This window comes from Streptomyces sp. NPDC056987 (assembly GCF_042673865.1).
Lineage (GTDB): Bacteria > Actinomycetota > Actinomycetes > Streptomycetales > Streptomycetaceae > Streptomyces.
The window spans coordinates 21,218-40,624 of sequence record NZ_JBHURV010000006.1; the positions used below are offsets into that span (position 1 = coordinate 21,218).

Annotated in this window: 17 protein-coding genes; 6 read left to right on the forward strand and 11 right to left on the reverse strand. The window is 73.2% G+C overall.

Going from position 1 to position 19,407, the window contains the following annotated elements:
• Positions 1–317 precede the first annotated feature (317 nt).
• Together ACFTZC_RS09150 and ACFTZC_RS09155 are read left to right on the forward strand one after the other, a co-directional pair.
• Positions 318–1,625, forward strand: coding sequence for a sensor histidine kinase (locus tag ACFTZC_RS09150; protein WP_382888136.1), 1,308 nt, complete (start codon positions 318–320; stop codon positions 1,623–1,625).
• Positions 1,622–2,287: a response regulator gene (locus ACFTZC_RS09155; protein WP_382888137.1), complete on the forward strand. Its 666-nt coding sequence runs from the start codon at positions 1,622–1,624 to the stop codon at positions 2,285–2,287. The genes ACFTZC_RS09150 and ACFTZC_RS09155 overlap by 4 nt, the downstream gene beginning before the upstream one ends.
• Here ACFTZC_RS09155 and ACFTZC_RS09160 read toward each other — a convergent pair.
• From ACFTZC_RS09160 to ACFTZC_RS09175, 4 genes are all read right to left on the reverse strand, one after another.
• The gene (locus tag ACFTZC_RS09160; RefSeq protein ID WP_382888138.1) at positions 2,248–2,526 is read right to left on the reverse strand and encodes a DUF6332 family protein; all 279 of its coding nucleotides are present in this window, start codon (positions 2,524–2,526) and stop codon (positions 2,248–2,250) included. The two genes, ACFTZC_RS09155 and ACFTZC_RS09160, sit on opposite strands and share 40 nt — an antisense overlap.
• A 64-nt stretch (positions 2,527–2,590) precedes the next feature.
• Positions 2,591–3,391 (reverse strand): maleylpyruvate isomerase family mycothiol-dependent enzyme, encoded by an 801-nt coding sequence (locus ACFTZC_RS09165; protein WP_382888139.1) that lies wholly within the window; start codon positions 3,389–3,391, stop codon positions 2,591–2,593.
• A 61-nt stretch (positions 3,392–3,452) separates the two neighbouring features.
• The gene (locus ACFTZC_RS09170) at positions 3,453–3,827 is read right to left on the reverse strand and encodes an SCO4225 family membrane protein (RefSeq protein ID WP_382888140.1); all 375 of its coding nucleotides are present in this window, start codon (positions 3,825–3,827) and stop codon (positions 3,453–3,455) included.
• 81 nt (positions 3,828–3,908) lie between these two features.
• Positions 3,909–5,342, reverse strand: coding sequence for an MFS transporter (locus ACFTZC_RS09175; RefSeq protein WP_382888141.1), 1,434 nt, complete (start codon positions 5,340–5,342; stop codon positions 3,909–3,911).
• A 162-nt stretch (positions 5,343–5,504) separates the two neighbouring features.
• On the opposite strand from ACFTZC_RS09175, the gene ACFTZC_RS09180 reads away from it, so the two are divergent.
• Positions 5,505–7,040 carry a GMC family oxidoreductase gene (locus ACFTZC_RS09180; RefSeq protein ID WP_382888142.1) on the forward strand — a complete coding sequence of 512 codons (1,536 nt, stop codon included), beginning with the start codon at positions 5,505–5,507 and terminating at the stop codon, positions 7,038–7,040.
• Positions 7,041–7,187: 147 nt separating this feature from the next.
• The gene (locus ACFTZC_RS09185; protein WP_382888143.1) at positions 7,188–8,405 is read left to right on the forward strand and encodes an ROK family protein; all 1,218 of its coding nucleotides are present in this window, start codon (positions 7,188–7,190) and stop codon (positions 8,403–8,405) included.
• Positions 8,406–8,424: 19 nt separating this feature from the next.
• Here ACFTZC_RS09185 and ACFTZC_RS09190 read toward each other — a convergent pair whose 3' ends face one another.
• Positions 8,425–8,949 (reverse strand): ATP-binding protein, encoded by a 525-nt coding sequence (locus ACFTZC_RS09190; protein ID WP_382888144.1) that lies wholly within the window; start codon positions 8,947–8,949, stop codon positions 8,425–8,427.
• 200 nt (positions 8,950–9,149) lie between these two features.
• Positions 9,150–9,467, reverse strand: a complete 318-nt coding sequence (locus ACFTZC_RS09195) for a hypothetical protein (protein WP_382888145.1) — start codon at positions 9,465–9,467, stop codon at positions 9,150–9,152.
• A 315-nt stretch (positions 9,468–9,782) separates the two neighbouring features.
• Between ACFTZC_RS09195 and ACFTZC_RS09200 the strand changes: the two genes are divergently transcribed.
• Positions 9,783–10,880, forward strand: coding sequence for a PLP-dependent cysteine synthase family protein (locus ACFTZC_RS09200; RefSeq protein ID WP_382888361.1), 1,098 nt, complete (start codon positions 9,783–9,785; stop codon positions 10,878–10,880).
• 18 nt (positions 10,881–10,898) lie between these two features.
• Here the strand turns inward: ACFTZC_RS09200 and ACFTZC_RS09205 are convergent, their stop codons facing one another.
• Positions 10,899–11,363, reverse strand: coding sequence for an SRPBCC family protein (locus tag ACFTZC_RS09205; RefSeq protein WP_382888146.1), 465 nt, complete (start codon positions 11,361–11,363; stop codon positions 10,899–10,901).
• A gap of 25 nt (positions 11,364–11,388) precedes the next feature.
• Positions 11,389–12,240, reverse strand: a complete 852-nt coding sequence (locus tag ACFTZC_RS09210) for a DeoR/GlpR family DNA-binding transcription regulator (RefSeq protein ID WP_382888147.1) — start codon at positions 12,238–12,240, stop codon at positions 11,389–11,391.
• A gap of 297 nt (positions 12,241–12,537) precedes the next feature.
• Here ACFTZC_RS09210 and ACFTZC_RS09215 point away from each other — a divergent pair, with 297 nt between their 5' ends.
• A complete protein-coding gene (locus tag ACFTZC_RS09215) occupies positions 12,538–15,018 on the forward strand; it encodes a hypothetical protein (RefSeq protein ID WP_382888148.1) in 2,481 nt (826 codons plus the stop codon).
• Here the strand turns inward: ACFTZC_RS09215 and ACFTZC_RS09220 are convergent.
• The 3 genes from ACFTZC_RS09220 to ACFTZC_RS09230 all read right to left on the reverse strand — a co-directional run bounded on the left by ACFTZC_RS09220 (position 14,970) and on the right by ACFTZC_RS09230 (position 19,383).
• Positions 14,970–17,402 carry a right-handed parallel beta-helix repeat-containing protein gene (locus ACFTZC_RS09220; RefSeq protein ID WP_382888149.1) on the reverse strand — a complete coding sequence of 811 codons (2,433 nt, stop codon included), beginning with the start codon at positions 17,400–17,402 and terminating at the stop codon, positions 14,970–14,972. The two genes, ACFTZC_RS09215 and ACFTZC_RS09220, sit on opposite strands and share 49 nt — an antisense overlap.
• A 298-nt stretch (positions 17,403–17,700) precedes the next feature.
• A complete protein-coding gene (locus ACFTZC_RS09225; protein ID WP_382888362.1) occupies positions 17,701–18,300 on the reverse strand; it encodes a hypothetical protein in 600 nt (199 codons plus the stop codon).
• A gap of 219 nt (positions 18,301–18,519) precedes the next feature.
• The gene (locus ACFTZC_RS09230) at positions 18,520–19,383 is read right to left on the reverse strand and encodes an MOSC domain-containing protein (RefSeq protein WP_382888150.1); all 864 of its coding nucleotides are present in this window, start codon (positions 19,381–19,383) and stop codon (positions 18,520–18,522) included.
• Between the last annotated feature and the right edge of the window lie 24 nt (positions 19,384–19,407).

A 19,407-nucleotide genomic window follows, 5' to 3' on the forward strand; every position in this document is an offset into this window, starting at 1 on the left:
TCGGTACGCGGACGCCGGTGTGCGGGCGTCGGTACACGGACGTCCGGTGCACGGGCGCCGGTACATGGGCGCAGGTGTGCCGGCGACGGTGCGCGGACGCTCGCGTCGTCAGGTCTCGCGTCGTCGGGTGACGACCATGCCGCGAGGCGCGGCCCGCCGCGGCAGCGGCTGATGTCACCGCGGGCACGCGAGCCCGGCGGGATCCGAACGGGATCCGAACGAGAGGCCCTGGGCCGCCGCGTACTCCCCGGGGAGTACGGGTGACCGCGACGCCCGGCTGACGCCCGGGGCGCGCCCGCCGGTCTAGCGTGACCGGTATGGAAGAGCAGCACACGCGCCCCGGCCGGCCCTGGGGCGGACACCTCCGGGGGCGGTCCGGTCCCCCCTGGGCGGACGGGCGCCCGCGCGGGTGGGGCGGGCCGCCGCACCGGCTGCCCCGCTTCCCCGGCGGCGGGCCGGCGAGCGGGCGGCTGCCGTGGGTCTCGACCGTGCTGCTCGCCGTGTTCGTCCTCGTGGGCACCGCGTACGCGGCGCGCCAGCAGCCCGACCGGACCGCGCTCGACGCCCTCGGGCGGGCCCTGCTGCTCGTGAGTGCCGCTCTGCTGCTGCTGCGCACCCGCCACCCCGTCCTCTGCGTCTTCGGTGTCTCGGCGACCGTGCTGGCCTACTTCGCCGGGGGCTATCCGTACGGGCCGGTCTTCCTCGTCGTCGCGGTCGCCGGTTTCGCCGCGATCGCGGCGGGACACCGGCGGGCGGCCTGGTGGGCGCTCGGCTCGCTCTGGGTGGGCCACGTGCTGATCGCGCACTGGCTCTACCGGCTGCTGCCGCCGCCCGGCGACCGCGCGGCGCCCTGGGGCCAGGAGCTGGTCATCGCCGCCTTCGTGGTCGCCCTCTGCGCCGCCGCCGAACTCGCCCGCGTACGCCGGGAACAGTGGGCGAGACAGGGCGCCGAGCGCGCCGCCGCCGAGCAGCGCAGAAAGAACGAGGAGCGGCTGCGGATCGCCCGCGAGCTGCACGACGTACTCGCCCACTCCCTCTCCGTCATCCACGTCCAGGCGGGCATGGGCCTGGCGCTGCTCGACACCGACCCGGAACAGGCGCGGTCGGCGCTCACCACCGTCAAGGCGGCCAGCAAGGAGGCGCTCGGCGAGGTGCGGCAGGTGCTCGACACCCTCAGAACGCCCGGCGACGCGCCCCGTACGCCCGCGCCCGGCCTGGACCGGCTGCCCGAACTGGCCGAACAGGCCGCCTCCGCCGGGCTCACCGTCGAGGTGCGGCGGGAGGGCACCCCGGTCGCGCTGCCGCCCGGCGCCGATCTGGCCGCGTTCCGGATCGTCCAGGAGGCCCTGACCAACGTGGTGCGCCACTCCGGGGCGCGCACGGCGACGGTACGGCTCGGTTACGGGGCCGGCCTGCTCGACCTGCGGATCGACGACCCGGGCCCGGCGACCGGCGGGGACGCGGGCGGCAGCGGCAACGGGCTGGTCGGGATGGGGGAGCGGGCCGCCGCGCTCGGCGGCACCGTCGAGGCCGGGCCGCGCCGGGACGGCGGATTCCGGGTGCGGGCCACACTTCCCCTGACGGCTCCCCCGACGGCTCCCCTGACGACCGAGGAGACATCATGATCCGGGTTCTGCTCGCCGACGACCAGTCGCTGGTACGGGCGGGCTTCCGCGCGCTGCTCGACGCCCAGCCGGACATCGAGGTGGCGGGCGAGGCCGCGGACGGCGAGGAGGCACTGAGCCGGGTGCGCGAACTCGCCCCCGACGTCGTGCTGATGGACATCCGGATGCCCCGGCTCGACGGCCTCGCCGCGACCCGTCGGATCACCGAGGACCCCCGGTGCGACCAGGTGAAGGTGGTCATGCTCACCACCTTCGAACTCGACGAGTACGTCTTCGAGGCGATCCGCTCGGGAGCCTCGGGCTTTCTGGTCAAGGACACCGAACCGGAGGAACTGGTGCGCGCGGTCAAGGCCGTGGTCGGCGGTGACGCGCTGCTCTCCCCGGGGGTGACCCGCCGGCTGATCGCCGAGTTCGCCTCCCGCTCCAAGGCGCCCACGGAGGCGGCCCGACTGGGTGAACTCACCGACCGGGAAAGGGAGGTGATGGCCCTCGTCGGGATCGGCCTCTCCAACGAGGAGATCGCCCGGCGGCTGGTGGTCAGCCCCCTCACGGCCAAGACACATGTGAGCCGGACGATGGTGAAACTCGGCGCCCGCGACCGGGCCCAACTGGTCGTGCTCGCCTACGAGTCGGGGCTGGTACGGCCGGGCTGGCTCGGCTGAGGGACGGCCTCCCCCGGGACACCGGGGGAGAAGTGCCACAGGACCTGGACGACACGCGCCACGAAGGCGAGGCCCGCGGCGCCGCCACCGATCCGCAGCGCGACCCCCGGCAGTTCCAGACCCCGCACCGCGGCGGCGGCCACCCCGAACACCAGCGCCGCCGCGAAGGCCCCCGTCACCACCGCGAAGGCGATCTCGACGGTGACGGCGTCCCGTCGGTCCCCGCTCCTTGTCCCCATGACCCGAGTCTGACCGAGGCGGGACCCCGGGGCAAGGAGCGCCCCCGCCGCACCGGTGGCGCTGTCAGACGGCAGAGGTCTCGCGCCACATCCGGGCCAGGGCCGCGTCGCCGGTGACGGTCACGGCGTCCAGGGGGAGCCGGTTCCACACGGTCAGGTAGAGCTTCTCGGCGGGGCCGCTCAACTCGCATTCCGCAGTGGCCTGTTCGCCCGTGCCCATGTCGTTGCTGCTGCCGTCGCTCCCGTCGTCGTCCGCGCCCGGGCCGGGGGCCTTCGTATGGTCGGTACGCACCGGATTGGAGGTGATCCGTACCGTCCAGACGTCTCCGGTGTCGGTGGTCCGCACGCGCAGCACCCGCGGCACGTCCGACCGTACCCGGCTGCGGTCGCGGGCGTGGAAGTGCCGGAGCAACTCGTCGATGCCGTCCGCCGCGAAGGCGGCGTCCACCGGGGAGAACCCGTTGCCGAGCGCGGACTCGGCGTCCACGCGGTGGATCGCCGTCTCGTGCGCCTGGCGCCGCGCCCAGAACGCGAGCGGGCTCGGCGCGGGCAGGAAGGACCAGCAGTCCAGATCGGCGGGTGCCGTGTCGAGAGCGCCGACCAGCCGGTCGTGGCCCTCCCGGAACCAGTCGACGAGCGCGTCCCCGTCGAGTTCCGGCGGAGTGGGGAGGGGGACCCGGGCGGCGCCGCCCTCCGTGACGTAGGCCGTCGCCCAGCGGTGCACACTGCCCGTGTGCCGCAGAACGTCGCGGACCCGCCAGCCGGGGCAGACAGGCACCTCCGCGCCGGGGCCCGCCCCGACGGCCGCGGCGGCGAGGGCATGTCCCTCATGGGCCAGCCCCCGAATGTGCTCCGAAGTCTTCACGCGGGGCATTGTGCCAGGGCGCGTGCGGGAGTGTTCCGCGGGCGTCGGGCGTCCCGGGGCGTCACGCCTCGCGGGCGTGGGCGGTGCCGGTGGAGGACGGGCGGAGCAGCAGCCGTACGAAGGCGCCGATGGCGATCGACTGGATCAGTACGGAGAGGACCAGCGCCGGGTAGAGGAAGCCGGAGGAGGCGACGAGGCCCTCCCCGATCATCCCGCCGCCGATGAGGAAGACGAAGACGGCCGGAGCCGCGAGGAAGAACAGCCACGTCCCGGCGAACGACGCGTCGTCGTGGTGCACGAAGAGCGTGTCGACCGTGACGAACACGGCCGCCGCGGCGACGAGGGCGAGGTAGACCTGCGAGGCGCGGTTGCCGTAGACGAGCCGCGCGAGTCCGGTCAGCCGTTCCGAAACCATCGTGTTCTCCCTGGAGTTCATGGCTCCTCCCGCGAAGTGGGGTGCCCTGGGGTCTGTTTCCAGGGTGCGGGAACTCGAACGGCTGTGCCTGAGTACTCCTACTCATCCTTCGTGGGTGCGCCCCGCCGGGCCGTTCGCCGAGGCGCCGCGGGCCGCGTGGGCGAGGAGGGCCGCCGCGCCGGCGAGCAGCGCCACCGTGGTCAGGGCGAGCGGCAGCGAGAACCAGTCGGCGAGGAAGCCGATCGCGGGCGGGCCGAGCAGCATCCCGCCGTACCCGAGCGTGGACGCGGCGGCGACCCCGGAGGGCCCCGCCAGTGCGCCGGCCCGGCCGATGGCCACGGGGAAGATGTTGGCGAGGCCGAGTCCGGCCACGGCGAACCCCGCCAGGGCGAGCCAGGCGGTGGGCGCGAGGGCGCCGAGCAGCATGCCGAGGGCGGCCGTCACCCCGCCCAGCACCAGGGAGCGGGTCTGGCCGAGCCGTTCCAGCAGAGCCGTGCCCGAGAGCCGGCCCGCCGTCATGGCCAGGGCGAAGAGCGAGTAACCGGCCGCGGCCACCCCGGGGGTGGCGTCGAGGTCCTGGCTGAGGTGGAGCGCGCTCCAGTCGGCCATCGCCCCCTCGCCGTACGCCGTGCACAGCGCGATCAGCCCGAAAAGGACGACGAGCCCGCGGACCCGCCGGTCCGGCCCGCCGCCGCCCCGGCCACGCTTCTCCGTACCCGAACCGTCCGTACCCGAACCGTCCGTACCCGAACCGCCCGCACCCGTACCGTCCGAACTCGTACCGTCCGAACTCGTACCGTCCGCACTCGTACCGTCCGCACTCGTACCGTCCGAACTCGTACCGTCCGCACCTGTACGGTCCGCGTCCGTACGGTCCTCATCCGTACGGTTCGTGGTCCCCGGGCGCTCCGCCACCGGCGCGGGGATCCGCAGCAGGGTCCGGCCGGCGGTGGCGGTGACCAGCAGGCCGACGGCCGACAGCAGAGCCAGATGGACGGCGGGTGACAGGCCGCCCGCGAGCAGTCCGCCGAGCCCCGCCCCGACCATGCCGCCCAGGCTGAACGCGGCGTGGAAACTGGAGATCACCGGGCGCCGCAGGGCGGCGACGAGATTGACCGCGGCGCTGTTCATCGCCACGTTCAGACTGCCGTAGGCCGCGCCGAACGGCAGCAGCACCAGGCCGAGGGTGAGCGCCGAGTGGGTCTGCGGCGGCAGCAGGACGCTCAGCGAGAGCAGCACCGCGCAGACCACCGTCACCGGGTGGCTGCCGAACCGGCGGCAGAGTCCGCCGGTGAACGCCATGGTCGCCACCGCGCCCGCGGAGACACCGAGCAGGGCGAGGCCGAGATCGCTCGCCGACGCCCCGGTCTGCTGCTTGATTTCCGGGATACGGACCACCCACCCGGCGAACAGGAAGCCGTCGAGGGCGAAGATCACGGTCAGGACGGTGCGGAGGCGGGTCAGCGGGGAGCGGGTGCGGGGCGGACCCGTGTCACCGCCGGAGAGGACCACCCTTATTTTGTTCAGAAGCGGCACAAAGTGAGGATAGGGGCCAGGGGCCGTCCCTACAAGGCGCCATGGGCTGCGGGAGGCCAGGGAAGTCCAGCTGTGGTGCGGGAGGGGCGAGTTATAGTCCACGCAGCGCGCGTCGGGTGACGGGCAGAGGGCCGCCTGGTGTCACTGAGCAGGGAGGTTGCTGTGGAGAAATACAGCTACATAGTGGTCGGAGCGGGCACGGCCGGGTCCGTCATGGCGGCCAGGCTGAGCGAAGATCCCACGGTGAGCGTCCTGCTCTTGGAAGCAGGGTCGAGTGACCGGCCGGGCGACGAAAAGGGCGTTGTCGATCTGTGGGGCAGCCGGTTCGACTGGGCCTTTACCAGCGTGCCGCAGGAGAATCTGGACGATGTGACGGTGCCCATTCCACGCGGACGGATACTGGGCGGTTCCAGTTCCATCAATGGCTTATATCATGTGCGTGGTCACCGCTCAAGTTATGATGCCTGGGCAGAATTCGGGGTTCAAGGGTGGGATTTCGAGGCTCTGCTGGCCTCCTTCCGCCGGAGCGAACGGACCACGGGAATGGATACCCGCTGGCGCGGAACCGATGGCCCCATGGTGATCGAACCTCCGACCCCGCTTTCTCGCGACGCCTTTTACGGCGCGGTCCTGACCGCGGCAGAAGAAGCCGGGCACAAGAGCCTCGTCGACGGGAACGGTGCCGAATCGGAGGGAGTGGCACCGACAGAGATCAACCTGGTGCAAGGGAAACGCCAGAGTGCGGCGGACGCGTATCTGCGGCCTGTCCAGCACCGGCCCAACCTGACCGTGACAACGGACGCCACGGTCCATCGGCTGCTGATGGAAGACCGCCGTTGCGTCGGTGTCGAGTACGTTGCCGACGGCCGGAGCGTCCGGGCGGGAGCTGACCGCGAAGTCGTTCTGTGCGCCGGGGCGGTCGGGTCACCTCACATCCTGCAGCTGTCGGGGATCGGTCCGGCTGCCCATCTCCGCGAAGCGGGGGTCGAGGTCGTTCACGATCTGCCGGGCGTCGGAGGCAATCTCCAGGACCACACCTATGCGCATGTCGGATTCGCCACGTCGGCCCCTGTCCCGGCCACCAGTCCGTACACGCCCTACATTCTCACCCGCAGTTCGGCGACGGCCGAGCCTGATCTCCAACTCGTCGTTGTGCCGCTGCTTCTGCCGGTCCGGGACGCCGCCGCGAAATTCGAACCCTGGGGCAGTGACGCGTGGACCTCCTCCGATACGCACGGCTTCTCCATCGCCTTCTCGTTCATGCGGCCCGAGAGCCGTGGTTCGGTGCGCCTGGCGGACCGGGACCCGGCCACGGCTCCGCTGATCGACCTGGGGCTCTACACCGCATCCCGTGATCTGGACGGCATGGTCGCCGGCCTCCGCGCCGCTCTGGCCATCGGCCGCGCCGATTCCCTGGCCTCATTGCGCCAGGGCGAGGAAGCCTTCGGCCACCCGCTGGAAACCGTGAGTGACATGCAGGATTACGTCAAGCTCGCAACGGGGAGTTATTTCCACTTGGCCGGCACGTGTGCGATGGGAACGGGATCGCAGGCCGTGGTCGACTCGGACCTGAAGGTGCACGGTGTCCAGGGAATCAGGGTGGTGGACGCATCAATAATGCCGTCACTCCCCGCAGCGAATACCAACGCTGCTGTCCTGGCTGTCGCAGAACGGGCCACTGAGCTCATTCGGTCCTGATGCCACCGGAGCCGTGTGTACGTCCACCACGCGGCCCGGACGGAAGGATCCGCCCGAGGCGTGTCAGCGGCGGCGCCGGCCGAGGGCCCCGCCGCCCTTTCCGGCCGGAAGTCCGCCACCCCTTCGGATCATGGGAGACTCGCCTCCATGAACGGCAAGGGGACCCCGGCCAGGACACGGTTGGAGAGGGGCCGCGGCGCGCTCGGCCCGGCACTGGAACTGGTTCACACGGGCCGCGCGCCCACCCGCGCCGTCCTCACGGCGGAGCTGGGCGTCACCCGCGCCACGGCCGGCGCGGTCGCCGCCGAGCTGGAGGCGCTCGGCCTGATCCGGGTGGACTCCCGGCCCGGCGCCGCCGCAGGTTCCCAGGGCCGGCCCTCGCACCGGCTCTCGGTCGACGAGGCGGGCCCCGTCGTGCTCGCCGCCCAGGTCCACGCCGACGGCTTCCGGGCCGCGCTGGTCGGGCTCGGCGGCCGGATCGTCGCGACCGCTCCCGGCCGCGGTACGGCCTCGGCCGACCCCGCGCAGGTCCTCGGCGCGGTCGTCGAGACGGGCGCCGGACTGCTGCGCGCCGCGGGGCGGCGGTGCGTGGGCGCGGGCCTCGCCGTGCCCTCCGCGGTCGCCGAACCGGAGGGCACCGCGCTCAACCCGCTGCACATCGCCTGGCCGGTGGGCTCGCGGGTACGGGAGATCTTCGCCGAGCGGGTCCGTGCCGCGGGCATCGAGGGCCCCGCCTTCACCGGCAACGACGTCAATCTGGCCGCGCTCGCCGAGCACCGGCACGGCGCGGGGCGCGGCGCCCAGCACCTCCTCTGCGTCGCCACCGGCCACCGGGGTGTCGGGGGCGCGCTCGTCCTCGACGGACGTCTGCACACCGGCAGTTCGGGCCTCGCCCTGGAGGTCGGCCATCTGACGGTCAACCCCGAGGGGCGTTCCTGCTACTGCGGCAGCAAGGGCTGTCTCGACGTCGAGGCCGACCCGCTCGCCTTCCTCACCGCGGCGGGCCGCACCCCGGGCCCCGAGAGCTCGCTGCTCCAGCAGTCGCGCGATCTGCTCCGTACGGAGTACACCGACCCGGCCGTACGGGGCGCCGCCGCGGAGCTGATCGACCGGCTCGGCCTGGGGCTCGCCGGACTGGTCAACATCCTCAACCCGGACCGGATCATCCTCGGCGGGCTCCACCGCGAACTGCTCGACGCCGACCCGGACCGGCTGCGCGCGGTCGTCGCCGACCGCAGTCTGTGGGGCCGCAGCGGCGGCGTACCCATCCTGCCGTGCACCCTGGACCACAACAGCCTCGTGGGAGCCGCAGAGTTGGCGTGGCAGCCGGTGCTCGACGACCCGCTCGGCGCGCTCGGACGCTGACGTCCCGCGCCGCCCGGGGTCAGCCGAACATGGCCGACCGGGCCCGGTTCGGTCCGTGCGTCCCCGCCGCGGCGCCGAACCCCGTTGCGGGGAAAGGGCCGTCGGTGATCGCGCCGTACACAGGTCGCAGCGGCAGCGCCAGGGCGACCGGCGGTGCGGGGAGCGTGAACCATATGCTCTTCCCGGTGTCGCCCCGGGAATGGATGCCCCAGCTCTCGCTCACCGCCGCGATCAGCGCGAGGCCGCGGCCGCCGGTGTCCGACAGCGTGGCGTGGTGCACCGTCGGCAGGCGCGGATCGTGGTCGCTGACCGAGACCATGAGCCGTTCGAGCAGCAGCTCGACATCGACGGTGCATCTCTTGTCCGGGTGTGCGTGCCGGTGGACGTTGGTCAGCAGCTCGGTCACCCCGAGAGCCGCTGGGTCGATGAGAAGGTCGAGGTGCCAGTAGCGCAATTGCGCGGAGATTATTCTGCGTATCTGACCGATCCGCGACGGCAGGGCCTGGAGCTCCACCGTGCAGTGCCTGCTGGGCTGACTGATCACGGCCGCGACTCCCCGAATGAGGTCCGGAAGAACACGAAGGGGGCCGGAATCGGCGACCGGCTCGCCGCCGTTCCCGTCCGGCGGGGCTGGATCGCAGCGTCACCGCCGGGAAACTCTGAGTGATGTGAGATCAGAGTGAACCAGCGGCCCCGGCTTCGCAACTCGCGGCAGACCTACGCGTCCCCCTGCGCCGGACCGCTTCAGGGCCCCGGGTGGCTCGCCCTGCTGACCGCCTCCATGAGCCGCCCGGCCAGGGCCGTCGCGTCCGGCCTGCGCCCCCGCTGGCCCATGGTCAGCCGGTAGCGGGTCCCGTTCACGGTCGCGACCATGCTGCCGCTTCCGGCGAACCACGGCCGCGCCGCCCGGACCGCGCGCAGCGGCGCGCTGTCGATCACCCGGCCGTAACTGGTCAGCAGCGCCAGCCTGCCGTCCTGGACCAGCACCTGGCCGGCCCTGGTGAGCGAGCGTGGCCACCGCTCGATCCGCACACCGCGCGCGTCGAACTCCGGTTCCGCCATGGCGTTCCAGCCCCCTCCGTACCCGTTCCCCGTACGTCCCCTCAAGGCAGTTTGCACAAGTATGCCGCCCGGCACCAGAGCGCGTGGGGCGCACACGTCACCAGCGATTCCTATAGGTCACCAAAGCAAGCGTTTGTGCAGGTGGTAGAGGTACGGTGCCGCTGGGGACCGCTGCGGACGCAACGGAGACAGCGGAGACGGAGAGGAACGGGACGTATGACTGGGCGAGAGACGAGCGGACGGCCGACAGGGACGACGGCGCCGGCGGACGGAGCCGTCCCGGAGCCCGTCCCCGAACCGGGCGGCGGACGGGCCATGCCGACGGTCGACGTGGACCGCAGCGACGCCGGGTACCGGGCCTGGCTCAAGGACGCCGTGCGCAAGGTGCAGGCCGACGCCAACCGCTCCGCGGACACGCACCTGCTGCGTTTCCCGCTGCCCGAGCAGTGGGGCATCGACCTCTATCTCAAGGACGAGTCGACGCACCCGACCGGAAGCCTCAAACACCGGCTCGCCCGCTCGCTGTTCCTGTACGGCCTGTGCAACGGCTGGATCAGACCCGGCAAGCCGGTCATCGAGGCGTCCAGCGGTTCGACGGCCGTCTCGGAGGCGTACTTCGCCAAGCTGATCGGCGTGCCGTTCATCGCGGTCATGCCGCGCACCACCAGCGCGGAGAAGTGCCGGCTCATCGAATTCCACGGCGGACGCTGCCACTTCGTGGACGACGCGGGCACGATCTACGAGGAGTCCGCGGGGCTCGCCGAGCGGACCGGCGGCCATTACATGGACCAGTTCACCTACGCGGAGCGCGCCACCGACTGGCGCGGCAACAACAACATCGCCGAGTCGATCTATCAGCAGCTCAGGCTGGAGCGCTACCCGGAGCCCACGTGGATCGTCGCCACGGCGGGTACCGGAGGCACCTCCGCGACCATCGCGCGCTATGTCCACTACATGCAGTACGACACCCGGATCTGTGTGCCCGACCCCGAGAACTCCTGTTTCTTCGACGGCTGGACGCGCCACGACGACCGGGCACGCAGCGCCCGGGGCTCCCGGATCGAGGGGATCGGCCGCCCCCGGATGGAGCCGAGCTTCGTGCCCGGCGCGATCGACCGGATGATGAAGGTCCCGGACGCCGCGAGCGTCGCCGCGGTACGGGCGCTGGAGGGGGCCATCGGACGCAAGGCGGGCGGCTCCACCGGCACCGGACTGTGGAGCGCGCTGCGGATCGTGGCGGAGATGGTCGAGCGGGGGAGCACCGGCAGTGTGGTGACCCTGCTCTGCGACCCGGGCGACCGCTATCTCGACAAGTACTACTCCGACGCCTGGCTCGCCGGACAGGGCCTGGACATCGCCCCGTACGCGCGGACCCTCGACCGCTTCCTGGAGTCCGGCGTCTGGCCGGACTGACCGGCGTTCGCGAGGGCGTCACCCCTGCCCGCGCAGCAGCCGGTCGACGGCCCGGCCGAACACCAGGCGGCCGGCGCGCGCGGTGAGCGGGGCGAGGAGGCGGGGGAGCGGGCCGACACGCAGCTCCTCCTCCCAGCGCACCCGGGTGGGACCCCCGTACGCGGCTTCCCCGGCCCCGGCCTCCGGGCGCACATGGATCTCGGCCCAGCCCGTGACCGCGGTCCCGCGCTTCTCCAGCCGGCAGTGGCCGGGGCTGCCCGGCGCGGGCGGCTGCCAGCGGACGACCTCCATGGGGTCGTCGAACGCGGCGCGGCCGAGCCCGGTGCGGGCGACGAAGACCGTTCCGGTACGGGTCGGGCCCGGCGTCAGAACGGTGATCCGGGTCAGGGGCACCTGAGCGGCGTGCGCGGGCCAGTCGGTGAGCCGGCCCCAGGCGTCCTCGGCGGAGAGCGGGGTGGTCCGGTCGATACGGAAGACGCTCATCCGGTGATCGTAGGCCGGGGCGGTGTCAGTCGTCGCCCGGACCCTCCGCGGCTTCGTCCCGGTCGCCCGCCACCACCAGCCCCGGCAGCCGCTCCTCGATCTCCGCGCGGGCCTGCGCCGACAGTCCCGCGTCGGTCACCAGTGTGTCGACCTCGTCCAGCGTCGCGAAGGAACTCAGGCCCACCGTGCCCCACTTGGTGTGGTCGGCGACGACCACCACCCGGCGTGCCGACCTCATCAGCCGCCGGTTCGTCTCCGCCTCGCCCAGGTTGGGGGTGGAGAGCCCGGCCTCCACCGAGATGCCGTGCACCCCGAGGAAGAGCACATCGAAGTGGAGCGAGCGGATCGCCTGGTCGGCGACGGGGCCCACCAGCGAGTCCGACGGCGTCCGCACACCGCCCGTGAGCACCACCATCGCCGCCCCGGGACGGCCGGCGCCACCCGGCTCCGTCTGCCGGGCGGCGTGGAACACATCGGCGACCCGCATCGAGTTCGTCACCACCGTCAGATCCGGCACGTCCAGCAGCAGGTGCGCCAGCGCGTACGTCGTCGTCCCGCCCGAGAGCGCGATGGCGCTGCCGGGCACCACCATCGCCGCCGCCGCCCGCGCGATGTCCTGCTTGGCCGTCAGCTCCAGCGCCGACTTCGCCTCGAACCCCGGCTCGTGCGTGCTCGCCTCGGCCACCGGCACCGCGCCGCCGTGCACCTTCGCCACGACGCCCTGCCGGGACAGCGCGTCGAGATCCCGGCGCACCGTCATGTCGGAGACATTGAGCCTGCGCGTCAGCTCGTTGACCCTGACCCCGCCCCGCCGGCGCACCTCGTCCAGGATCAGCGCGCGGCGCTGCTCCGCCAGCAGGTTCTGGTTGTCGCTCACCACCGCGCCGGCCTTCCGTCTCGTCGTGGAACGCGGCCGTGCACCGGCATCGCACGCCCCCGCCCTGTCCGCTGTGCGCCCCATCCTGCCACGGGGGTCGGACAGCCGCCCCGGTGCCCGCTGGAGGAGAGTGACGAGGAGATTCGGTGACGGACCGGCGCCGAACCACCACCATCCGGGACTCTGGTACCCACACAGTTCCCTCCCCGCCGTCCCGCCCCCGCCCGTCCCTTCTCACTTCTCCTCATCGTTCCTCCCCCACCGTTCCCGGTCCGCCACGAGAGAGCGAGCTACGAAGTGTCCTCACCAACAGCGGATCCGCACCCTGGCGGAGCCGCACTCGAACTGCTGGTCCACGGCGTCGGCGGGGCCACCCCGCAGGAGATGCTCGACGACCCGCGCACGGTCAGAGTCACCGGAGACAAGACGGCCGCGGTCTACCGGAGAGCCGACGACGCCGACGCCGAGCAGCACCCGGAGCGCTACCGGGACCGGCCGATCCCCGAGGCGTACTGCTGGTCCAACCTCACCTCGGGCAACGGCTCCCGCGCCCTGTGGCTGCTGCTCCTGCCCTTCATGGTGGTCAACCTCGCCCACTGGATGCGCCCGGCCACCAAAGGACTCGGCAGGTCCCAGCGGCTGTACGGCCTGTTGGTACGGCTGGTCGCCCTCACCCTCACCGTGCTGCTCACCGCCGCCGCCTGCGAGGTCGCGCTCGACCTGACGGCGTGGCAGTGTGCCGGCTCGGCGCAGTGTGTCGAACAGCGCTCCTGGATCGGCTTCCTCTCGCCGGAGTCCCACGGCTGGTGGTCCCAGCCGGGCCGCCGCCTCGCCCTGGCCGCCGTGGTGCCGGTGGCGCTGGTCACGCTGTTGTGGTTCCTCTCCAACCGGACATGGAGCGCGTACGAGGCACAGCGCCCGCCCCTCACCGGCGACCGCCCCGCGGGGCCGTCCCCTTCGGGGGCAGCCGTTCCGGATCCCGCGACCGCCCCCGGCGCCCCCGGCGACGACGGTGACGACGGCGACGAGGGGCAGGCCCGGGTGCGCCCCGCACTCGGCCGGCCCGGCTTCTGGTACGGCCGCCGCCTCGTCGCCCGGCTGCGCGCCGCGCACACCGCCGCCGGTTTCCTCACCATCGCCGCCGCCCTCGTCGCGGCGGGCGCCGACCACGACCGGCGGGCCGGCGACGGGCCGCTCGAACTCCTCGGCCTGCTGCTCCAGGCGGCGCTCGTCGCCGGCCTCGGCGCGGTGCTGTACGTCGTGTGCAGCAGGGGCCGCAGCGAACGCCGCCGCGACGGCTCCCTCGACCGGATGGTGATCAGCAGACTGCCCGCCGGCTCCGTCGCGGTGCTCGCGCTGGCCGTGGTGTACGCCGGGTGGTCCAGACCCGGCTGGGCCTCCTCCGGCGGGCTGCCCGGCAATCTCTCCTTCCGGGTCCTCTCGCTCGCCCAGGTCGCCCTGATCATCGCCCTCGCCGTCACCGCGCACGTGCTCCACCGCCGCGCCGCCCAGCCGCGCACCGCGCTGCGCGGACTCGCCGGGCCCGCCGTCGCGATGCTCGCCTGCGCCCTGGCCGGGGTGATGACCGGCGGGGTCGCCCAGCGCGTCGCCGACTGGCTGGACGGCGACGCCACCCCCGGCATGGGCGGCGGCGCGATCATCGGCCCCCCGGCGCTGCTGAGCTGGCAGGCGTCGGTCATCCCGGTACTGCTCGTGCTGCTGCTGATCCCCCTCGCCGTCCTGTGCGTCCGTACCGTACGCGCCACCCGTGCCCTGGCACCCGCCGTCGAGAAGGAGTACGGCGACATCGCCGCCGACTCCCCGCGCACCCGGCAGATCGCGGGCGCCCGCGCCCGCGCCGCGCTCACCGACTCCGCGCCCCGGATCGTCGGGCTGGTCTCCGGCGCCGCCCTGTTCCTCGGCGCCGCCGCGGTCGCCGGATCGTGGCTCAGCGGCCAGGTGCCGGGCAAGGCGATGCGGGGCACCTCCCCGTTCCTGGAGTCCGTGGCGCAGACCGCGCAGGCGCTGGGCTCCTGGTTCGTGGGCCTCGGCTTCATACTGCTGGTCACCTGGGGGCGGCGCGCCTACCGCGACCCGTCCGCCCGCCGCACCATCGGCATCCTGTGGGACGTCGGTACGTTCTGGCCGCGCGCCGCCCACCCGTTCGCGCCGCCCTGCTACGCCGAGCGTGCCGTCCCCGACCTCACCTGGCGCATCGCCACCTGGACCGAGCGCTCGGGCGGCCGGCTGGTCCTCTCCGGCCATTCCCAGGGCAGTGTGCTCGCCGCCGCCGCCGTCTGGCAGCTCTCGTCCGCCACCCGTCACCGGGTCGCGCTGCTGACGTACGGCTCACCGCTGGAGCGGCTCTACGGACGCTGGTTCCCCGCGTACTTCGGCGCGGGGCAACTCGGCGACCTGAGCAAGGAGTTGCACTGCTGGCGCAATCTGTGGCGCGACACCGACCCGATCGGCGGGCCGGTCCGGGTGCCCGCCGACGGCGACGGGGCCGACGTCGACCGGGGCCCGCTGAAGGACCCGCTCGCCTACGGCCGTACGGTGCTCCACCCGCTGCCCGAGCCGATCCTCGGCCACTCCGACTACCAGGCCGACCCCGTCTTCGCCGAGGAACGCGCCGAGCTGCTCGACCGGCTGCCGCCGCAACTGCCGCCGCAGCGCACCGACGGACGCCGGCCGACCGTGCTCCCGCCGCTGCCCGACGCCGGTGCGGCTCAGGGCAGTTCGGGCAGCGCGGGCAGTTCCGGGAGGTCGTCGGCGTAGAGCAGGGTCAGGTCGTCCGTGCTGGTCTCCGGAAGCTGGGCGACCCGGCCCGCGTGCCGCTCCACCATCGACTCGAACGTCTGGCGCGCGGTACGGCCGTTGCCGAAGGCGGGCCCCTTCGGCAGGTCCGTGAAGTACGACAGCAGGGCCTCGGCCGTGCCCTCGCCCAGCCGGTACTCCTGCTCCTCGGACTGCTGCCGGACGATCCGCAGCAGCTCCTCGGGAGCGTAGTCGCTGAAGGTGATGGTCCGGGAGAAACGCGATGCCACACCGGGGTTGACGGTGAGGAACCGCTCCATCTCCGCGGTGTACCCGGCGACGATCACCACCACCGCGTCCCGGTGGTCCTCCATCAGCTTCACCAGGGTGTCGATGGCCTCCTTGCCGAAGTCACGGCCCGAGTCCTCGGGGGAGAGCGCGTACGCCTCGTCGATGAACAGCACCCCGCCGCGCGCCCGGTCGAAGGCCTCCTGCGTACGGATCGCGGTCGAGCCGATGTGCTCGCCGACCAGGTCCACCCGGGAGACCTCGACGAGATGGCCGCGCTCCAGCACCCCGAGGGAGTGCAGGATCTCGCCGTACAGCCGGGCCACGGTCGTCTTGCCGGTGCCGGGGGAGCCGGTGAAGACGAGATGGCGGCGGACGGAGGCCGCCTTGAGGCCCGCCTCCTTGCGGCGGCGGCCGACCTCGATCATGTCGGTGAGAGCCCGCACCTCGCGCTTGACGCTGTCCAGGCCGACCAGCGAGTCCAGTTCCCCGAGCACCTCCTCGGAGCCGCGCGCGGGCTCGGCGGTGGCGGTGACGCCGGGCGGCGTGGCGGGGGCGGTCTGTGCGGGCACCGCCCCGAGCAGACCGGGGGACTGGGTGGCCGTCAGCTTCGCCGTCGGTTCCGCGGCCGGCGACGGCGGGGCCAGCACCCCGCTCTCGTCGCTGGTGCAGTCCTCGACGGTCGGCCCGTCCTCCGCGAAGTCGTACCCGCCGCGCGCGCAGCGCTCCGTACGGCAGCGGGTGAGCGTCGTACGGCAGCCGTCCATGACGTGGAAGCCGTAACCGCCGCTGCCCGTCACCCGGCAGTTGTGGAAGGTGCCGCGGCCCTCGGCGGAGACGTAGAAGCCGGCCTCGGCGGGCGAGGTGACCGTGCAGCGCTCGATGACCGGATCGGCGCCCTTGGTGACGATGACGCCCGTCTGGACGGCGTCGATGGTGCAGGAGGCGAGGGTGCCGCCGCTGCCGTGGTCGCGGAACCAGGCGCCCGTGGAGGCCTCCCTGATCCGGCAGTCGTCGAGCTGGGCGGTCGCCCCGTCGCTCACCGACACGGCCGTGTTGCGCACCTGGGAGATGTCGCTGTCGACGACGTCCGCGCGCGAGCCCCGGTCGAGCACGAAGAGCGCGTCGGGCACGTCGTGCAGCCGGCAGGAGTCGAGCACGACGGTCGCGCCGTCACTGACCCAGACCGCCGGGTAATCGCCCGTACTGTCGTGGATCTCGCACTGGTTGGCGTCGACGCGGGTGCCCGGATCCCACACGGAGAGCCCGTTGCGGCCGAAGCGGCGCACGGTGGAACGGGTCAGTGTCAGGACCGAACGGGAGCGCAGGTCGACCGCGTTCTCCGGGATGTCGTGGATGTCGCAGTCGGAGAGCGTGAGGACGGCGTCGGTGTCCAGGGTTATGCCGTCCGCCGAGGTGCGGTGCACGGACGAGTCGGTCAGATGGACCGCCGCGCGGGACGCGATCTGCACGCCGGTGCCCTTGATCTCGTACACCTCGCAGCCGATCGCCTCCAGACCGCTGCCCTCGCCGGTGACGGCCAGCCCGGAGCCCGAGGCGTGGTGGATCCGGCAGCGCTCCAGACGGGGATGCGCGCCGCCGTGCACCGAGATGCCCGCCTGGCCCGCCGCGACGATCTCGCACTCCTCGAACACCCCGCCGGCACCGTCGAGTACGGCTATGCCGACCCCGGCCGGATTGTCGACCGTGCACCGCCGCACCGTGGGGCGGGCCGCGCCGCGGACCTCCAGTCCCGCCGCGGAGCGGGTCACGATCCGCAGATCCGTCAGATCCGGCGTGCCGTCCTCCACCAGCAGCGCGGGCGCCGTGGCGTCCTGGCCCTCCACATGGAGGTCCTGGACGGTGGCGGAGGCACGCACGGTCAGCGGCACGCCGTCGAGCGGCGCGATCCGTACGGAACCGAGGGAGCCCTCCGCGCCGCGCAGCGTGACCGCCCGCGTGACCACGAGGTTCTCCCGGTACGTCCCGGGGGCGACGGTGAGGATGTCGCCGTCCCCGGCGGCCTCCAGCGCGGCGGCGAGGGAGGCGTACTCGCCCGTGCGCCGCCGCCAGCGCGATGTTCCGGTGTTGGTCACCTGGACCGTGCCCTGTGCCATGGTGTTGTTCTGTCCCCACCTCGTGCGTGTGCCCGTGTCATGCCGTCCCGGGTGCCGGCCCCGGCCCCCGGTCAGTGCGGCGTACCGGGCGGCACCACCGTAGCGCGCGCGGCGCCGCGGAGTTGACGCGAGCAGCGGCTCCGGGCGGCCGCTTTCCGCCGCGCCCCGGACATGGCGGACAACTTCCCGCCCGTGCCACCGGGGCGTGTCCCGCGACAGGAACCGGCCCGATCGGGGCCGGGCCTCCCGCCGACCGTTCCGTTCCGGTCAGGTCAGGCCGGGCCGGGTCCGACCGACCCTAACTCCCCGCCCCGGTACGCCCCCAGTCAGGACCGGCCTTGGCCCAGGCACGGTCGAGCCGCTCGTACCGCCGTTGTACGAGCCGCCATACGATCAGCCGTCTGACGCCCTCGACCACTCCGACGGTCAGGGCCGCGAGGCCGAACCCCGCCAGGACGGCGTGGGCCCGCGCCGCCTCAATGGTCATCGGAGGCCGTACGTGCCGTCCCTCCCCGTCGGCCCAGATGGTGAAGGTGTCGCCCGCGTGCGGGGTGCGCAGCGGCGTGGAGACCGTGCCCGTGCGGGCCGTGCCGTCCGGCGCCCGCCAGGTCGCGACCACTCGGCTGCCCGTGTCCTGCTCCGTGGCCGACTCCGTGTCGTACGCCAGGAACGGCCGCTCCCGCGTGCGGGAGACGACCGTGGCGGAGGTCGTGTGCCGCTGCTCCTCCTGGAGCCGCACGGTCTCCCGCAGCGACGCGTCGACCCGGTCGCCGCAGAGCCAGCCTGCGGCCGGTGCCGCCAGCGCGAAGAGCAGCACCGCCGTCAGCGCGACCCACCCCTCCGCGACATCGGTGCCCCTGCGCAAGGGGTTGCGCCGCCAGCGCCACAGTCCCACCATGGTGCGCACCAGTCCGCACCCCCTTTCCCGTGTCCGTCCTAGCCGGGGACGGTGGGTTCCACGCGCCGTCGGCCTGAAGAGAGAGCAAGCTCACCTCGGTGCCCTATGCACCGACATGTGCCCGTCCGCTCAACGGACGGCTCCGTGCGCCGTGTTCCCGCGAGCCGCGGTGTCACGCCGGAGAGGGGGCTTTTCGGCCGTACGAGCGCGTGGCGCGGGTCACTCCAGCACCGTCACCGGATCTCCCACCCGCACCGTGCCGGTCGACTCGGGGACCAGGTTCTGCCCGAAGACGAGCTTCCCGTCGAGGCGGCGGTGGCGGCCGAGGGTCCGCAGCGGCTCCCGGCCGCGCTCCGCCGTGCGCTGGTCGGTGGTGGTGATGACACAGCGCCCGCACGGCTTGGCGACCCGGAAGGCGACCTCGCCGACGGCGAGACGCCGCCAGCCGTCCTCCGCCCAGGGCGCCGTCCCCGCCACCACGAGATTCGGCCGGAACCGGTCCATCGGCAACGGACCCTCCTCCGGGTGGTCCCCCTGCGCGATCAGCGCGTTGAGGGCGTCGAGCGACGCCATGGAGGTGACGAGCAGCGGAAAGCCGTCGGCGAAGGAGACCGTCTCGCCGGGCCGGCCGTAGAGCGGGTTGACCGGCCGGCGCGTGGCCGGGTCGTCGAGGTGGACAAGCCGGACCTCCTCCCCGAGGTACGCGCTCAGCCGGCGGTCCACCTCACTCGCGCCGGGACCGGCCGGCACCGACTCGACCTTGGTCCCGAAGATGTGCATCACGACGAGATCCGTCCCCGTCGTGCTCCCGGCCGCGGGTTCCGGAACCGCGACGTCCACCGGGCCGAGTCCGGGCCCGCGCAGCCGGACGGCGCCCGCGGGCAGCGGCTCCGCGTGGACCAGCGCCAGCCCCGGACGCTGGCGCTGCGTGACCACCTTCCCGGTACGGTCGATCAGCGCCCAGCGGCGGTCCGCGGCGAGCCCCCAGGGCTCCACCACGGCGCTCGCGGGCGCGCACCCGGCCATCGACTTGACCGGGTGGACCCCCAGAGCGTGCACAACGGCGTGGAACGGCTTCGGCATGAAGCCATCCTGTCAGCCGCCGGC

Coding starts and splice junctions, on each gene's coding strand:
- ACFTZC_RS09155 (WP_382888137.1), top strand. CDS start 1,622: ATGATCCGGGTTCTGCTCGCCGACGACCAGTCGCTGGTACGGGCGGGC.
- ACFTZC_RS09205 (WP_382888146.1), bottom strand. CDS start 11,363: ATGAGCGTCTTCCGTATCGACCGGACCACCCCGCTCTCCGCCGAGGAC.
- ACFTZC_RS09220 (WP_382888149.1), bottom strand. CDS start 17,402: ATGGCACAGGGCACGGTCCAGGTGACCAACACCGGAACATCGCGCTGG.
- ACFTZC_RS09225 (WP_382888362.1), bottom strand. CDS start 18,300: ATGGTGGGACTGTGGCGCTGGCGGCGCAACCCCTTGCGCAGGGGCACC.
- ACFTZC_RS09160 (WP_382888138.1), bottom strand. CDS start 2,526: ATGGGGACAAGGAGCGGGGACCGACGGGACGCCGTCACCGTCGAGATC.
- ACFTZC_RS09230 (WP_382888150.1), bottom strand. CDS start 19,383: ATGCCGAAGCCGTTCCACGCCGTTGTGCACGCTCTGGGGGTCCACCCG.
- ACFTZC_RS09170 (WP_382888140.1), bottom strand. CDS start 3,827: ATGAACTCCAGGGAGAACACGATGGTTTCGGAACGGCTGACCGGACTC.
- ACFTZC_RS09150 (WP_382888136.1), top strand. CDS start 318: ATGGAAGAGCAGCACACGCGCCCCGGCCGGCCCTGGGGCGGACACCTC.
- ACFTZC_RS09200 (WP_382888361.1), top strand. CDS start 9,783: ATGCCGACGGTCGACGTGGACCGCAGCGACGCCGGGTACCGGGCCTGG.
- ACFTZC_RS09195 (WP_382888145.1), bottom strand. CDS start 9,467: ATGGCGGAACCGGAGTTCGACGCGCGCGGTGTGCGGATCGAGCGGTGG.
- ACFTZC_RS09185 (WP_382888143.1), top strand. CDS start 7,188: ATGAACGGCAAGGGGACCCCGGCCAGGACACGGTTGGAGAGGGGCCGC.